Source organism: Embleya australiensis, assembly GCF_051903075.1.
GTDB lineage: Bacteria > Actinomycetota > Actinomycetes > Streptomycetales > Streptomycetaceae > Embleya.
This window is the reverse complement of sequence record NZ_CP182422.1, coordinates 3,534,241-3,548,923: the sequence shown is the minus strand read 5'-3', so window position 1 is coordinate 3,548,923 and position 14,683 is coordinate 3,534,241. Positions and strand designations below refer to the sequence as shown.

Genomic DNA, 14,683 nt, shown 5'->3' with positions numbered 1-14,683 from the left:
TTCGTGGTTCCCGGCCGGGGGTCGGGCAGGTGGCAGGGTGACGTTCAAGGCGCTCCTGTCGTGTCGCAACGGACGTTGGCGTGTGGTCGTGCCGGTGTCGGGTTTGGTGCGCGACTGGCCGAGGCACTACTTCGCGCACGGTTCGGCGGTGCCGACGATGGCGGAGCGTTCACGGGCGTTGAACGCGCTCGGGTTCGTGTTCACGGACGGCGCCGCGTGGGACTGGATGGAGGACGCGGATGTGCCCGGTGACGACACGTCGCCGGTGCGGCTGACTGCGGCGATCGACGTCCGGTCGGCGGGCGGTGAGGGCTCGTGAACGCCGCTCAACTGCGTTCGGCGGAGCGGGCGCTGAACGTGGGTTCGTGGCTGATCGTGGCCGGCGCGATGCTGTATTCGGTCCTGACGGTCACCCCGCTGGCCGCCGCGCATACCCCGGCGTGGTGGGCGTGGACGGCGCCGATCCTGCCGTTGGTGGTCGATGCCGCGGTGGTGATCGTGGTGCGCCTGGATGCCGCGCTGGCCCGTGTGGGCGGGCACGGCGGTGGGTGGCCGATCGTGCTGCGGTGGATGACGGGCCTGATGACCCTGCTCCTGAACGTCGCCGACAGCGCGTTGCGCAGGGATCCGGTCGGGGTCGCCGTGCATGCCGTGGCGCCGCTCCTGCTGATCGTCACGGCGGAGACGGGATTGGCGTACCGGCGGGCGATCACCGCCGCTCAGGTCGCGCTGAACGAGCGTGAACGGGCCGAGCGTGAGGAACGCGAGCGGGCCGCGGCCGAGCGCCGGGCCACTGCCGAGCGGGCACGTCGCGAGGAGCGTGAGCACCACGCGGCGGTGGCGCGTGAACAGCGTGAGCACGAGGCCCGGTTGGCGCGTGAGCGGGTGGAGGCGGCCGAGCGTGCGCTTCGGGAGGAGCGTGAGGCGGAGCGGGCTCGGGAGCGGGCCGAGGCGGCCGAGCGTGAACGCCGTGAACGCGAGCGTGAACAGCGCGAACGCCAGGCCGCCGAACACGCCGCTCGCGAGCGTGCCGAGCGGGAACGGGCCGAGCGGGATCGAGCCGAGCGTGAACGCCGGGAGCGGGCCGCTCTGTTGGCGATCGACTCGGCCGAGGGGAAGTTGTCGGAGGAGCGGGCGCGGGCGGTGGTGCGGGCCGCGTTCCAGGAAGGCCACCCGGTGCGGGCCGCGGCCGAGTTGTGTGGTTGGTCGGTGGGGTGGGTGTCCGCCCGCTATCTGGAGTTGCGTGAGGACCGGGCCGCATGAGCCGGCCCCCGATCGTCGGCGCCGACCTGTGGTCGGCGGTGGCGACCCGCGAAGGCGGCACCTGTGGTTGCACCGGCCGGTGCGGACGGCGCCACGCCGACAGCGGCGGGCGGTGCGATCGGCACGACGGCCTGATCGTCGGCCCGCGTGACCTGTCCGTCTCGCTCGCGGTCGCGGTTGGGTTGCCGGCCGCGGACCTGACGACTTGGTGCGAACGCTGCCACCGGCCCGCCGTGACCGCCGCGACGAAGGCCGCCGCGGTTGCGCGTGCCGAGCGCGTCGAGACGGACGCGCTGTTCTGACCGGCTCCTCTCACTCCCGGACCCGCGATCGGCGGTCCGGGTGTGGGGGAAGCGGGGTCAGCCCCGCTCGAATCCATTCACCCATGCTCACGAGGGAGGGGCCCGATGGCCCAGCAGCGGCGTAGGAGTACGGCCCAGGATGTCCTGGGTGATCCGGAGTTCGTGACGAACAAGAGCATTCGCGACTACTGCAACGGCGGGCGGTTGTTCTGCCGTGACGGGTCGCTCGAACTGGCCATGGCCGCGGAGGAGTTGTACGCGGTCCTGTCGCAGATCGCCCCGGTGGACGCCCTGCTTGCCGGGCGTGCCGGGCGGAAGCGGGCGAAGGACACGTCCAAGCACCTGATCATCGCGGCGGAGGCGTTGAAGTACGCGGCCGGGTCGATGGCGAAGGCGTACGCGAGCTTCCAGAAGAACTACGCGGCCGAGTTGCAGGCCGCGGGGGTCAAGTCCAAGCCGGTCAAGCCCGCGTTCAAGTTCGAGGCGTAAAGGAGGAGAGGCATCGTGGCGAGGAAATCCAGGCGTTCGCGGGTGACGGCGGCGGTGGCCACCGCCCCGCTCGATCAGGCCGCCAAGCACCTGACCAGCCGCGCGGCACCGTTGTTGCCGCCATGGATGGTCGCGGCGGGGCTGACGATCCCGGCGGCGCTGGCACACGACACGATCGGCACCAACCCTGCCGCCACCGCCCTGATCGGCGCGGCCGGTGCGGGCATCACCGTCGCGGCCTGGTCGGAGGCGTCGAAGCGCTCCCCGCGGCTTCGGGCCATGGCGACGGTGTCCACCGGCGCGGCCAGTGCCTATCTGACGGCCGCGACCGTGGCCGGGCCGACGTCGCCGAACGTCGCCCTGCTTCAAGCACTCGGCGGGGGCACCCTCGCGCTGTGGTGGAATCTTCGCCACGCCCTGCGCAACAGCGGCGCCGAGAGCGTGAGCGACGGCCTGTTCGAGATGGTGGGGCTCGCCCGTACGCAGGTGGTCAAGGGTGAGGTGGTCGCCGGTGAGGTGAGCGCGGAACTCCAGCTTCCCCGGGGTGAGATGGTGCCGGACGACGTGCAGAAGCGGATTCCGCAGATGGCGTCCGCGCTGGGGACATCGCCCGGGGCGATCCGTGTCACGCCGAACCGGGACGACCACTCCCGGGTGACGTTGTCGGTGACGCCGGTGGATCACCTGCGCAAGTCCGTGCTCTACCCCGGACCTTCTCTGCCGGGCCAGTCGATCGCCCGCCCGATCCGCCTGGGCGTCTACCAGGACGCGCAACCGTTGGAGTTCTGGTTGCCGGGCACCGAGGACCGCGACAACCCTCGCCCGCTCTCCCACCTGCTGACCACCGGCATGAGCGGATCCGGCAAGTCCGGAAGCCTCAAAGTGCTGCTGACCGAGGCGATGACCCGCTCCGACGCGGTGGTGTGGTTCGCGGACCCGTCCAAGGGCAGCCAGAGCATCGGCGCCATCCAGGGCGGCCTGGACTGGTGCGAGACCACACCGCAGGGCGTGAGCGCGATGCTCGACGTGCTCCCGATCGTCGTCAAGGCCCGCGCGGACCTCCTCGGGCGCCTGGGCTACGCCCAGTGGGAACCGGAGTGCTGGACCAAGCACCGGATCCCGCTCCTCCTGATCCACTTCGAGGAGTCCGCCGACGAGGCGGTCGCCGATCACCCGAACGTCGTCCCGGTCGCCCAACAGGCCCGATCCACCGGAACCGTCCTGTCGTTCTCCCTCCAACGCGCCTCGTTCACGGGCATCTCCACCGAGGTCCGCGCCCAGTTCGGGACATCCCTGATCTTCGGCGTCAAGGACGACGGCGACGCCTTCACCCTGGACGGCGCGGCCAAGGACGCCGGGGCATCGCCCGAACAGTGGGCGGCCGAACGCCCCGGGATGCTCTACCTCCAGGCCCCGGGCGTGGACCGCGAACGCTGGCCCGTGCCCGCGCGAGCGTTCCGCCTGCCCGAGGACGAACAGGTACGGAGCCTGATCGCCGCCTACGCCGTGGTCCGCCCCAAGGGCGTGGACGCGGCCACGGCAAAGGCCGCCGGACCCCGCTACGCGGCCTACAAAGCCCGCGCCGTCCGCAGGGGTGGGGAAGAGTCCACCGGCCCGGGGCCGTTGCGGACCGCTCTCGCCGAACACCCGCGCGTGCCCATCCACCCGGACGAAGCGGAGATCGTGGAAAGCGAAGCCGCGGACGACGAAACCGAGTTCGAGGGCGCCGGGCGGCCGTACGAGGTCGACCACGAAAGCGACCTGGACGCGCAGGCCGATCCCGACAAGGAGCTTGAGGAACCCTCCCGGGTGATGCAGGTGTCCGAGCCGGAGTTCGCGAGCGGTCGCTCCACCGAGGACGCGCTCGCCGAGATGGCGACCATCCTGGACGAGTTGCGGGCGCGGGGTGAGGCGGTGTGCGCGCCCAAGGACTTCCCACGGGCCCGCGTCGGACGTCACCGCAGTTGGGTCTCGCGTCGCCTCGCCGAGTGGGCGGACGACGGCCGGGAGGTCGCCGAGAACCCCGGCGGACAGCTCGGATCCTGGCTCATCATCCCCCGCGACGACACCGTTGAGGACTACGCCGCGTAGCCGTGCGGCGGGGTGTGCGCACGTGTGCGGAAGCCGTGCGCACGCCTGTTGCCCTCGCGCGCACGCGCGCGCGTTGACCAGCACTTTCGCCCGTGCGCACACCCGCACGCGTGCGCACGTCCACACCCGCACACCACTACACACAGTTACCGATGGGGGCAGACGTGTACGACGATGAAGACGGGTTCGAGGACTGCGGGGGTGGGCCTCCCGACGAGTGGTGCGGTGCCTGCGATGCCTGCCGTGAGGCGATCGGAGACGGCATCGAGCACGACGTGGAGACCGGCGCGATCACCGAGGCCGAGGCCCGGGACGCGCACTGGCTGAACGGCACGTGGGATGACCGGGACGACTGACTCGGCCGCTCCCCATGGCCCCGGACGCACATCCGGTCCGCGGTCGTGGAGGACGGCCGACCGGCCGCCCGCTGTGCACTCCCACCCCATTCAAGAGGTACCCGTGACCGTCTACGTGGACGAGATCACCGACCACACCCACGCGGCCAGGCTCAAAGGTCTTCGCCACACCCACTGGTCGCACCTGACCGCCGACACCCGAGACGAGTTGCACGCGTTCGCGCAGCGGCTGGGTCTCAAGCGGAGCTGGTTCCAGAACGCGACCAACCACCGCTGGCACTACGACGTCGTGCCCTCGAAGCGGGCTCTGGCGATCCGTCTCGGCGCCGTGGCGATCGACCGCTACCGCCTCGCCGAACTCATGGCCGAGCGCCGCGCCGCCGAACCGTCTCGCTGAATCCGCCCCCGGGGCGACCGTCTTTCCGCCAAGTCCGGCGGTCGCCCCGGGCCCAACCCGAACCCCATAAGGACCCGGAAGGGACCCCCAGCATGACAAACAATCACGCGCGGATCATCCGCACCTGCCAAGGCAGCGGGTACGAGTGGTACACCGCCCGCTGCTCGCGTGGGCTCAGGAGCGTGCGACCGCGGCTGTTGGACCTGTTCTGCTGCGCCGGCGGCGCGACCCGCGGCTACCAGCTGGCCGGGTTCCACGTCACCGGCGTCGACATCGCCGAGCAGCCGAACTACTGCGGGGACGCATTCGTCCGCGCGGACGCGATCGAGTACGCCGAAGCGCACGCCGCGGACTTCGACGTCGTCCACGCCTCCCCACCGTGCCAGGACGCGTGCTCGCTCACCAAGGGCACCAACCGCGGACGCACCTACCCGCGGCTGATCGCACCCACCCGCGACGCTCTCACCGCGGCCGGTGTGCCGTTCGTCATCGAGAACGTCGCCGGCGCCGAACTGCGCAGGGATCTGCGGTTGTGCGGGGAGATGTTCGGCCTCGCCGTCATCCGTCACCGCTACTTCGAGGTTCACGGCTTCACCGTCACCGCACCGGCGCACCGGCCGCACCGCGGACGCGTCGCCGGCATGCGCCACGGCGAGTGGTTCACCGGCCCGTACTTCGCCGTCTACGGCGACGGCGGGGGCAAGGGCACCGTCGCCCAATGGCAGGCAGCCATGGGCATCGACTGGACCGACGTCCGCCGCGAACTCGCCGAAGCCATCCCACCCGCCTACACCCACCACATCGGCACCGACCTCATCGACGCGCTCACCACACGCACCCGAGAGGAGACGGCCGCATGAACCCGCCCCTCACGTCCGACGACGAAGACGTCACCGACGAGGTCAACCGTCTGATCGCGGAAGCCCGCGTACACGTGTTCACGGATCGCGCGCTGCTGTTCGTTCGGCCCGACGACACGGACAAGGCCCTCGCCATCATCTACACCGAGTTTGGCCCGTTCCCGCCCGGCACGGCCTTGACGGAGCGGATCGAACGGGCTGCCCGCAAGTGGGGCCTCTCGTGACCGGCCACCTGCACACCGCTCTCATGCTGGCTGCCTCCGGCCTGCCGGTTCTGCCCCTGCGGGCGGGCAAGGTCCCGTTCGGGAACTGCCCCGCCTGCACGGGCTCGGCCTGCGGCGGCCGACCGAACATGAAGACCGCCGGTCCCTGCAAGTGCCCGCGCGTGTGCCACGCGTGGGCCGCCGCGACCACCGACCCGACCGTCATCGCGTCCTCGTCGTGGGTGTGGTCCTGGGCGCGGGCGGTCGCGGTCGCCTACCACCCCGGCGGCGCCGGATACACCGTCGTGGACCTGGACAACAGCGACGCAATCGAGTGGGCCCGTACGGCCCTGCCCGCCACCCGGGTCGTGCCCACCACCCGCGGGGAGCACTGGATCTACCGGGGCGCCACCCGATCCGCGAATCACGTCCGCCCCGGCGTGGACATCAAATCCCGCATGGCCTATGCCCGTTGGCTCGGCCGCGGCACCGGCCACACCACCGCACTGCCCTCGGCCGTCCGGGCGCTCCTCGAACGGCACAAGCAAGAGTCCACGCCCCCGCGCGGCGGAGTGGACTCTTCCCCACCCGCACCGACACCGGCCGGGTGGGATCGAGCCGTCGCCACCGGGTGCCGCCACACCGAGCGCTACGTCCAAACCGGATTCGAACGCGGACTCGCCATCGTCCGCAGCCACACCAAAAGCGGCGCCGGATCCAGCGCATACGGCGTCGCCCGATTCCTCGCCAAACAGCACACCCGATGCCCCGGCCCGTGCGGACTCGACGCTCTGGCCGAGGACATCGTCACGGCCGCCGTCGCGGTCGGCGTGCCTGAGCCTTACGCGCGCCGCGCCGTCCGCAACGGACTGCACACAAGCGCCTGAACCACCCCACCTGCACACCAGCCACCCGAGGAGGGTCGCTCCGCCATGGCCGAGTTCCACATCGAGTTCAAGGACGCCGCAGGCAACAAACGCGGCAGCCGCTTCTTCAGCGAACCGACCGACACCCACGCCCTGACCACCGGACGCAAGCTCCTCACGTCCGAACACCGCAGCGACAAGCGCATCGTGCTCGGCACCGTCTCCCGCCGCGTCCTGTTCCCCAACCGCGCCAAGGAGATCGCCGACCTGAAGGTCTGACACCACCCCGGGGCGGCCGACGAGTCACCGAACCCGCCGACCGCCCCGGACCCGTGACAACGATCCACCAGCGACAGGAGAACCACCGCATGGCCGACACACCGCCCACGATCGACGGGGCCGAACTGCTCGACGAGGTCGAGCGGTTCCACCGCAGGTTCAACGTGTTCCCCACCGAGGCCGCCTACGTCGCCGTCGCCCTGTGGGACGCGCACGCCCACCTGATCGACGCGTTCGACGGCACCGCCCGCCTGGCGTTCCTGTCCCCGGAACCGGGATCGGGCAAGTCCCGCGCGCTGGAGATCGTGGAGACCCTGACCCCGAACGCCGCGATGACCGTCAACGCGTCCGCCAACGCCCTGTTCCGGCTCGTGGAGGCTTCCCACGGCATGCCGACCCTGCTCTTCGACGAAATCGACACCGTCTTCGGCCCCAAAGCCGGAGACAACGAACCGGTCCGAGGATTCCTCAACTCCGGCTACCGGCGCGGCGGCGCGGCCCTGCGCTGCGTCGGGGACGGCTCGAACCAGGTCGCAGGCTGGTTCTCCTCGTACTGCGCCGTCGCCATGGCCGGCCTGGGCTCGTTGCCGGACACGATCCTGACCCGCTCGGTCATCATCCGCATGCGCAAGCGCGCCCCGAACGAGAAGGTCTCGCCCTACCGGCGCCGCCTCCACGAGAAGGAGGGACACGTCCTGCGGGACCGACTCGCCGAATGGGCCGACACCGTCCGCGACGCGGTCGCCGACGCCTGGCCGGAGATGCCCGACGGCGTCACCGACAGGCCCGCCGACGTGTGGGAACCCCTGCTCGCCGTCGCCGACGCGGCCGGAGGCCACTGGCCCACCCGCGCACGCGCCGCATGCGTCGACCTGGTCAACGCCGCCCGGGACGGCGACGAGGCATCCGTCGGAATCCGACTGCTGACCGACCTGCGCGACCGGGTCTTCCGCGGCGCCGACCGCATGCCCACCACCGCCATCCTCGAAATGCTGCTCGCCCTCGACGACGGACAGTGGGCCGACGTGGACGACAAGCCCCTCACCTCCCGCATGCTCGCTCGACTGCTCGGCCGGTACGTCACCCCCGCGAACAAGCCCATCAAGCCCCGCGTCATCCGAACCGCCTCCGGAACCCCCAGGGGCTACTACGCGGAAGACCTCACGGACGCGTGGATGCGGTACTGCCCTCCCCCACCCCCGGAAATGCGCAACATCCGCAACACCGCAACATCGCAGGTCAACAGGGATGAATTCGTTGCGGATGGCCCGTAGGCATCCGCAACACCGCCCGCGAAAGCGCCACACCCGCGCGCCGAACGCCGGGCCGAAGCAGCGCCGGACAGGTGCCGCCGCACCCCGCGTGTGGCGGCACCTATCCGCAACACAACCGCTATCCGCAACAAATCCGAGCCTGTGACCTGCGGTGTTGCGGTGTTGCGCATGTTGCGGATCTGGGAGGTAGGGGGACGGCGGCACAGCGCGCTGTCGTTCCTCGACCTAACCGACATCGATCGCTCCGACCTGGAGTCGCCATGTCCACGATCGCCCCGCCTCGACTTGAACCCGTGTTCTACCGCGTCCCCGAAGCCGTGAAGCTGCTCGGCCTCGGCCGGACCGTCGTCTACGAACTCATCCGCACGGGCCGACTGCGCACTGTCAAGGAAGGCCGCGTCCGACTGGTTCCGGTTGCCGCCATCGCTGAATACAGCGCGCTCTTGGAGCGCGAAGCGGAGCAGGCCACCTGCTGAACCGATCCCCTGTCTGTCCATGGAGCCGCGTCCTTGGGGCGCGGCTCCTCCCGTTGAAAGGCCGAGACAGCAGATGACCGAGGCGTCGAAGCGCCCTCGTAAGGCCGGGAACGGCGAAGATTCGATCTACTGGGATGCCTCCAAGAACAGCTACGTCGGCGCGATCTCCCTCGGGTTCGCGCCATCCGGCAAGCGGCTCCGTCCCAAGGTGTACGGCAAGACTAAAACGGAGGTCCGCGCGAAGATCCGCGACCTGCGCAAGGAACTGGAGACGGGGGTCAAGGCTCCGGCCAACTACACCGTGACTGACGCGGTACAGGACTTCTTGGGTCGGGGGCTGAAAGGCCGCGATACGAAGACCGTTGACAAGTGTCGGAGCCTGGCGGAGAACCACATCACGCCGTTCCTGGGCAAGGCGAAGCTGAAGGCCCTGACGGCGGATGACGTCGATGACTGGCTGGATAATCGAGCGGACGTGCTGGCGACGCGGTCGCTGCGTGAGGTTCATTCGGTGCTCCGGCGCGCGATCCTCCACGCTCAGCGCAGAGACAAGGTGCTCCGTAACGTCGCCGAACTGGTCACGGTTCCGGAAGGTCGGGCCGGGCGGCCCAGCAAGGCGCTGACCTTGGAGCAGGCGAAAGCGGTCCTGACAGCCGCGAAAGCCTCACGCCTTCATGCGTACGTGGTCGTGTCGCTCCTCTTGGGCGTGCGCACTGAAGAAGCGCGCCCGTTGACGTGGGCGCACGTCCACCTGAACCCGGCGAACGATGCGCCGCCGCACATCGAGGTGTGGCGGTCCGTCCGCAAGCACGGTGATACCAAGACGCGCAAGAGCAGGCGCACCCTGGCCGCGCCGCAACAGGTCGTGGATGTGCTGGAAGACCACCGCGTGAGGCAGGGGTGGGATCGCCTCGCAGCGAAGGACAGGTGGAAGGAGCACGATCTCGTGTTCGCGTCCTCGGTCGGCACACCGCTCGACGCCTCACACGTCCGCCGTGACTTCCGGGCAATCGTGAAGCGGGCCGGATTGGCGCCGGAGTGGACGCCCCGAGAACTCCGGCACAGCTTCGTGTCGTTGCTGTCGGACCACGGCATCCCCTTGGAGGTGATCGCCCGGGTCGTCGGTCACAGCAGCACAGCCACGACGGAGGCGGTCTACCGCAAGCAGCTCCGACCGGTGATCACGGAAGGCGCCGGAGCCATGGACGCCATCTTCACCGAGGGTTCCGGAGTCGCCGAGAACGATGGAGGGGAGGAGCGCCGAACGGTCTGATCATTCCCCGGTGGCCCCCTGTTTGGCTCCCGGGCATGAAGAAGGGGCACCCGCGATGCTGCGGATGCCCCTTCTTACCTGGGTCGGGGTGGCGGGATTTGAACCCACGGCCTCTTCGTCCCGAACGAAGCGCGCTACCAAGCTGCGCCACACCCCGATGCTGCGCGTTCAGCTTAGCGGGTCGGGGGGCTGAGGCGAAATCCGGTTTAGCGCGGGGGCGCGGAGGGGGTGCCGGCGGTGGACTGACGGGGGGTCAGGGTGAGGAGGGTGGCCTCCGGGGGGCAGGCGAAGCGGAAGCGGGCGTAGCGGGAGGTGCCGCAGCCGGCGGAGACGTGGAGGTAGGCCTCGCGGTCGGCGGACAGGTGCTTCGAGAGGCCCTTGGCGCGTTTGCGGTCGAGGTCGCAGTTGGTGGTCAGGGCGCCGTAGAAGGGGACGCAGACCTGGCCGCCGTGGGTGTGGCCGGCGATCACCAGCGGGTAGCCCTCGGCGGTGAAGGCGTCGAGAGCGCGCAGGTATGGCGCGTGCACCACGGCCAGCGAGATGTCGGCGCTGCGGTCGGGGCCGCCGGCCACCTGCTCGTAGCGGTCCCGGTCGATGTGCGGGTCGTCCAGGCCGACCAGCTCGATGTCCAGGCCGTCCACCTTGAGCCGGCCGCGGGCGTTGTTGAGGTTCGCCCAGCCCGCCGCGTCGAAGCCGTCGCGCAGGTCGGTCCACGGGTTCTCCCGGCCGAGCCGGCGGGTGCCGTCGTCACGACGCAGGTAGCCCGTGGGGTCCTTGGGGCGCGGGCCGAAGTAGTCGTTGGACCCGAACACGTACGCCCCGGGCCGACCGAGCAGCGGGCCCAGCGCGTCCAGCGTCTCCGGCACCGCCTCCGGGTCGGACAGGTTGTCGCCGGTGTTCAGCACCATGTCGGGGTGCAGCGCGTCGAGGCGGCGCAGCCACTCCTGCTTGCGGCGCTGACCGGACACCATGTGGATGTCGGACACCTGCAGGATCCGAACCGGCCGGGCGCCGCGCGGCAACACCGGCACCTCGACCCGGCGCAGACGGAACGAACGGGCCTCGTAGGCCGCCGCGTAGGTGAGGCAGGCGGCCCCGGTGGCGGCTACGGCTAGGGGAAAGGCTGAACGCGGTCGCATCCCTCCATGCTGGCAGAGCCGGCCGATGCTCGGCAGTCTCGGCGGCGCACCCGACGTCGCGGAACGGCGGTCGGGCCCGGGCGAGAGTGGTCGGGACGCGCTCCGAGCGCGGTAATTCGGTACGGGCACACCGGTCACGGCTGCGACACTTGACCCCATGAGCACCCTCAAGAGCCGTTTGCAGAGCGACCTGACCGCGGCCATCCGGTCCCGTGACGAACTGGTCTCCTCGACGCTGCGCCTCACCCTGACCGCGATCACCAACGAGGAGGTCGCGGGCAAGACCGCCCGCGAACTGTCCGACGACGAGGTGCTGAAGGTCATCGTGCGCGAGGCCAAGAAGCGTCGCGAGGCCGCCGAGGCCTTCGCGAACGGTGGCCGGACCGAGTCCGCCGCCCGCGAGCGTGCCGAGGGCGAGGTCCTGGCGGCCTACCTGCCGGCGCAGTTGTCGGACGACGACCTCCGCGCGATCGTCGCCGACGCCATCGCGCAGAGCGGCGCCGCCGGCCCGCAGGCGATGGGTCAGGTCATGAAGGTGGTCCGCCCCAAGATCGGCGACCGCGCCGAGGGCGGCCGGATCGCCGCCGAGATCAAGAGCCAGCTGGCCGGCTGACCACATAGAGCCGACCACACAGGCCAGACCACACAGAGCCGACCGCACAGGCCCGACCACACAGGCCCGACCACACAGGCCCGACCACACAGGCCCGTCCACACCGGGCGGACTGCACAGAGCCGGTCCCGCGCCCGACCCCGGGCACACCCGCCCGACCCCCGCTCCACACGCCGACGGTGGTGCCCCCGAACACATCGGGAGCACCACCATCGACATTTCCACGAGCGATCACGAGCGATCACGAGTGACTACGGGCGATCACGAGCGCCTCCCGTGATCACCCCCACTCAAAACCCCCCGAAATCCCCACCCCCGATGTCCCCCGTGCTCGGCGGCCGAGTGTGCCCCGGCGGCCGCGGCGTCTCCGGAGGCTTGGTGGCACCGCCTCCGCCCGTGGGCGGCGTGGTCGGCAGCGTCACCGGCGGAGTCCACGGCGTCCATGGCGGGCGGGTGTTCCCGCCGCCCGGCGGCCGGTTCTGGTCGCGCGGGTTGGGCTTGCCGTCGTCCGGCTTCTTGTTGGGATCGGGCTTCGCCGGGATCGCGCCCGGGGGCGGGGCGGCGAAGTCCGGCGCGTCCACACCCTTGAGCGCACCCGACATGGCGCTCTTCCAGATCGGTCCGGGGACCTGTCCGCCGTAGACCTTCTCGTACGTGGTCCCGGCGATCTTGATGTCGACCATCTCGACATCGTTCTTGGCGCCACCGATCCACACCGCGGTGGACAGGTTCGGCGTGTAGCCGACGAACCAGGCCGCCTTGCGCTCGTTGGTGGTGCCGGTCTTGCCCGCGTTGTCGCGGTCCTTGAGGCCGGCCTGGGTGCCGGTGCCGTCCTCGACCACACCCTTGAGCAGGGCGTTGATGGTGTCCGCGGTGGACTGCTTCATCACCTGCTTGCAGCCCGCCTGGGGGACGGACAACTTGGTGCCGTCGAGCTTGGCCACCTCGGTGACCGCGATCGGCGTGCAGTAGACCCCGCGGCTGGCGAACGTCGCGTAGGCCGCCGCCATGTTCATCGGCGCGATGGTGTTGGCGCCGAGCGTCATGCTGGGCACCTGCTTCAGTGCCTGGCCGTTGCCCTGGTGCACACCCATCTGATCGGCCAGCGTCGCGATCGGACACAGCCCCACGTCCTTGGACAGCAGGACGAAGTAGGTGTTGATCGACTTCTCCAGCGCGGTCTGCATGTTCCAGGTGCCGGTCTCGCTGCGGCTCTCGTTCTGCGGTTGATAGGAGGCGTCGCGAGTCGATTCGCCGCAGGTGCGGAACTTCTCCTTCCGCATGTCGATGTCGTAGCCGGTGGAGTATTCCTGGTCGACCTTCATCCCGTTCTCCAGCGCCGCCGCGGCGGTGATGGGCTTGAACGTGGACCCGGTCTGGAAGCCGTACGTCGAGCCGCCCATGTTGTGGTCGACCGAGTAGTTGAGCGTGGTCTCGTAGTCGCCGAACCCGTACGGCCGGCTCTGCGCCATCGCCTTGATCTTCCCGGTGCCCGGTTCGACCATGACGACCGCGTCGGCGACCGGGTCCTTTTGCAGTACGCCCTTGGTCGCGGCGGTGTAGGCCGCCTTCTGGGCCTTTCGGTCCAACGTGGTGGTGATCCTCAGGCCGCCCTCGCGCCACATCTTGTCGCGTTCGTCCTTGTTCGCGCCGAACGCCGGGTCGTTCTTGACCACCCGTTCGACGTAGTCGCAGAAGAACGCGGCACCGTCGATCTGGTCGGCGGTGATGCAGCCATTGGGCAGCGGCTGGGTCTTCAGGTTGAGTTCGGTCGCCTTGGCCGTGTCGGCCTCGGCCTGGGTGATGACCTTCACCTCGGCCATGCGCTGCAACACGACGTTGCGCCGATCCCGCGCGGCGTTCGGATAGCCGATCGGGTCGTACGCCGACGGCGCCTGCACCACGCCGGCCAGGGTGGCCGCCTCGGGCAGGGTCAGGTCGGCGGCGTGCTTGCTGAAGTAGCGCTGCGACGCGGCCTCGACGCCGTACGCCTGGCGGCCGAAGAAGGTGATGTTGAGATACCGGGTGAGGATCTCGTCCTTCGACAGCCGTTGCTCCAGGCCGATCGCGTACTTCAGCTCCTTGATCTTGCGGGAGACCTCCTGGGCCTGGGCCTTGGCCACCTTGGCCGGGTCGTTGCCGGCCTCCTCCACGAAGATGTTCTTCACGTACTGCTGGGTGAGGCTGGATCCGCCCTGCTTGGATCCGGTGCCACCCGACTGCTGGTTGCGCAACAGGGCACGCAGGGTGCCCTTGAGGTCGATCGGACCGTGCTCGTAGTAGCGCGAGTCCTCGATCGCCACGATCGCCTGACGCATGATCGGCGCGATCTGGTCGAAGTTCCTCAGGATGCGATAGCGGTCGTAGACCATCGCGAGCTGGTTGCCCTCGGAGTCGAGGATGTACGACGGCTGCGAGAGGAACGGTTGATCCAGATCGCCGGGCAGGTCGTCGAAGTTTTCCGACGCCGCCTTCGCGGACAGGCCGAGGCCGCCCACGAACGGCAGCGCGACTCCCGCGACCAGGGCGCCGGCGAGGATGCTCGCACCCACGAACGCGGCGAACCGTCCCACGAAGCCCAGCGGGGATCGTGGACGGTACGAACCGCGTTTCGGGCGAGCCGAGCCGGAGGAAGTTCGGGCCATGGGCGACAGCCTACGTGCCGAAACACCCTACGCGGCGAAGGGACTTCGCCTAAGCTGGCGGAGCAGCCGGGGGATTCGTGTCATCACGCATTTCACTCTTTGGAGTGAAAGCGGCCGGATGTCGGGTCCTGCTGCCGTCTCTCGTGCCTCCGACGTG

At 69.9% G+C, this 14,683-nt stretch carries 16 protein-coding genes, 1 tRNA gene and 1 pseudogene; 15 read left to right on the top strand and 3 right to left on the bottom strand.

Annotated elements, in window-relative coordinates:
- The first annotated feature begins 37 nt into the window (after positions 1–37).
- The 14 genes and pseudogenes from ACMXN5_RS15080 (at position 38) to ACMXN5_RS15015 (ending at position 10,129) form a co-directional block, all read left to right on the top strand.
- Positions 38–319 carry a DUF6303 family protein gene (locus ACMXN5_RS15080; RefSeq protein ID WP_439675692.1) on the top strand — a complete coding sequence of 94 codons (282 nt, stop codon included), beginning with the start codon at positions 38–40 and terminating at the stop codon, positions 317–319.
- Positions 316–1,263 carry a DUF2637 domain-containing protein gene (locus ACMXN5_RS15075; RefSeq protein ID WP_439675691.1) on the top strand — a complete coding sequence of 316 codons (948 nt, stop codon included), beginning with the start codon at positions 316–318 and terminating at the stop codon, positions 1,261–1,263. Before ACMXN5_RS15080 ends, ACMXN5_RS15075 begins: the two co-directional genes overlap by 4 nt.
- On the top strand, positions 1,260–1,565 hold the full coding sequence (locus ACMXN5_RS15070; RefSeq protein WP_439675690.1) for a hypothetical protein: 306 nt from the start codon (positions 1,260–1,262) through the stop codon (positions 1,563–1,565). Before ACMXN5_RS15075 ends, ACMXN5_RS15070 begins: the two co-directional genes overlap by 4 nt.
- Before the next feature lie 105 nt (positions 1,566–1,670).
- Entirely contained in the window at positions 1,671–2,054 is a 384-nt protein-coding gene (gene traA, locus ACMXN5_RS15065; protein ID WP_078975770.1) for a plasmid transfer protein TraA, read from the top strand.
- A gap of 15 nt (positions 2,055–2,069) precedes the next feature.
- On the top strand, positions 2,070–4,145 hold the full coding sequence (locus ACMXN5_RS15060; RefSeq protein ID WP_439675689.1) for a hypothetical protein: 2,076 nt from the start codon (positions 2,070–2,072) through the stop codon (positions 4,143–4,145).
- 164 nt (positions 4,146–4,309) lie between these two features.
- A complete protein-coding gene (locus ACMXN5_RS15055; RefSeq protein WP_439675688.1) occupies positions 4,310–4,501 on the top strand; it encodes a hypothetical protein in 192 nt (63 codons plus the stop codon).
- Between the two features lie 103 nt (positions 4,502–4,604).
- The gene (locus tag ACMXN5_RS15050; RefSeq protein WP_439675687.1) at positions 4,605–4,898 is read left to right on the top strand and encodes a DUF4031 domain-containing protein; all 294 of its coding nucleotides are present in this window, start codon (positions 4,605–4,607) and stop codon (positions 4,896–4,898) included.
- Positions 4,899–4,990: 92 nt separating this feature from the next.
- Entirely contained in the window at positions 4,991–5,758 is a 768-nt protein-coding gene (locus ACMXN5_RS15045) for a DNA methylase (RefSeq protein WP_439675686.1), read from the top strand.
- On the top strand, positions 5,755–5,982 hold the full coding sequence (locus ACMXN5_RS15040; RefSeq protein ID WP_439675685.1) for a hypothetical protein: 228 nt from the start codon (positions 5,755–5,757) through the stop codon (positions 5,980–5,982). The genes ACMXN5_RS15045 and ACMXN5_RS15040 overlap by 4 nt, the downstream gene beginning before the upstream one ends.
- A 23-nt stretch (positions 5,983–6,005) precedes the next feature.
- Positions 6,006–6,848: a DNA primase gene (locus tag ACMXN5_RS15035; protein WP_439675684.1), complete on the top strand. Its 843-nt coding sequence runs from the start codon at positions 6,006–6,008 to the stop codon at positions 6,846–6,848.
- 45 nt (positions 6,849–6,893) lie between these two features.
- The gene (locus tag ACMXN5_RS15030) at positions 6,894–7,106 is read left to right on the top strand and encodes a hypothetical protein (protein ID WP_439675683.1); all 213 of its coding nucleotides are present in this window, start codon (positions 6,894–6,896) and stop codon (positions 7,104–7,106) included.
- A gap of 89 nt (positions 7,107–7,195) precedes the next feature.
- A pseudogene (locus tag ACMXN5_RS15025) lies at positions 7,196–8,377 on the top strand (DUF3631 domain-containing protein); the annotation flags it as partial.
- 263 nt (positions 8,378–8,640) lie between these two features.
- Positions 8,641–8,856 carry a helix-turn-helix domain-containing protein gene (locus ACMXN5_RS15020; RefSeq protein WP_439678010.1) on the top strand — a complete coding sequence of 72 codons (216 nt, stop codon included), beginning with the start codon at positions 8,641–8,643 and terminating at the stop codon, positions 8,854–8,856.
- 73 nt (positions 8,857–8,929) lie between these two features.
- Positions 8,930–10,129 carry a site-specific integrase gene (locus ACMXN5_RS15015; protein WP_439675682.1) on the top strand — a complete coding sequence of 400 codons (1,200 nt, stop codon included), beginning with the start codon at positions 8,930–8,932 and terminating at the stop codon, positions 10,127–10,129.
- Between the two features lie 83 nt (positions 10,130–10,212).
- On the opposite strand, the gene ACMXN5_RS15010 is transcribed toward ACMXN5_RS15015, so the two are convergent.
- Positions 10,213–10,286, bottom strand: a tRNA-Pro gene (locus tag ACMXN5_RS15010).
- A gap of 49 nt (positions 10,287–10,335) precedes the next feature.
- The gene (locus ACMXN5_RS15005) at positions 10,336–11,268 is read right to left on the bottom strand and encodes a metallophosphoesterase (protein ID WP_379998868.1); all 933 of its coding nucleotides are present in this window, start codon (positions 11,266–11,268) and stop codon (positions 10,336–10,338) included.
- Positions 11,269–11,425: 157 nt separating this feature from the next.
- Here ACMXN5_RS15005 and ACMXN5_RS15000 point away from each other — a divergent pair, with 157 nt between their 5' ends.
- A complete protein-coding gene (locus tag ACMXN5_RS15000; protein WP_439675681.1) occupies positions 11,426–11,881 on the top strand; it encodes a GatB/YqeY domain-containing protein in 456 nt (151 codons plus the stop codon).
- Between the two features lie 290 nt (positions 11,882–12,171).
- Here the strand turns inward: ACMXN5_RS15000 and ACMXN5_RS14995 are convergent, their stop codons facing one another.
- Positions 12,172–14,526: a transglycosylase domain-containing protein gene (locus ACMXN5_RS14995; RefSeq protein ID WP_439675680.1), complete on the bottom strand. Its 2,355-nt coding sequence runs from the start codon at positions 14,524–14,526 to the stop codon at positions 12,172–12,174.
- Between the last annotated feature and the right edge of the window lie 157 nt (positions 14,527–14,683).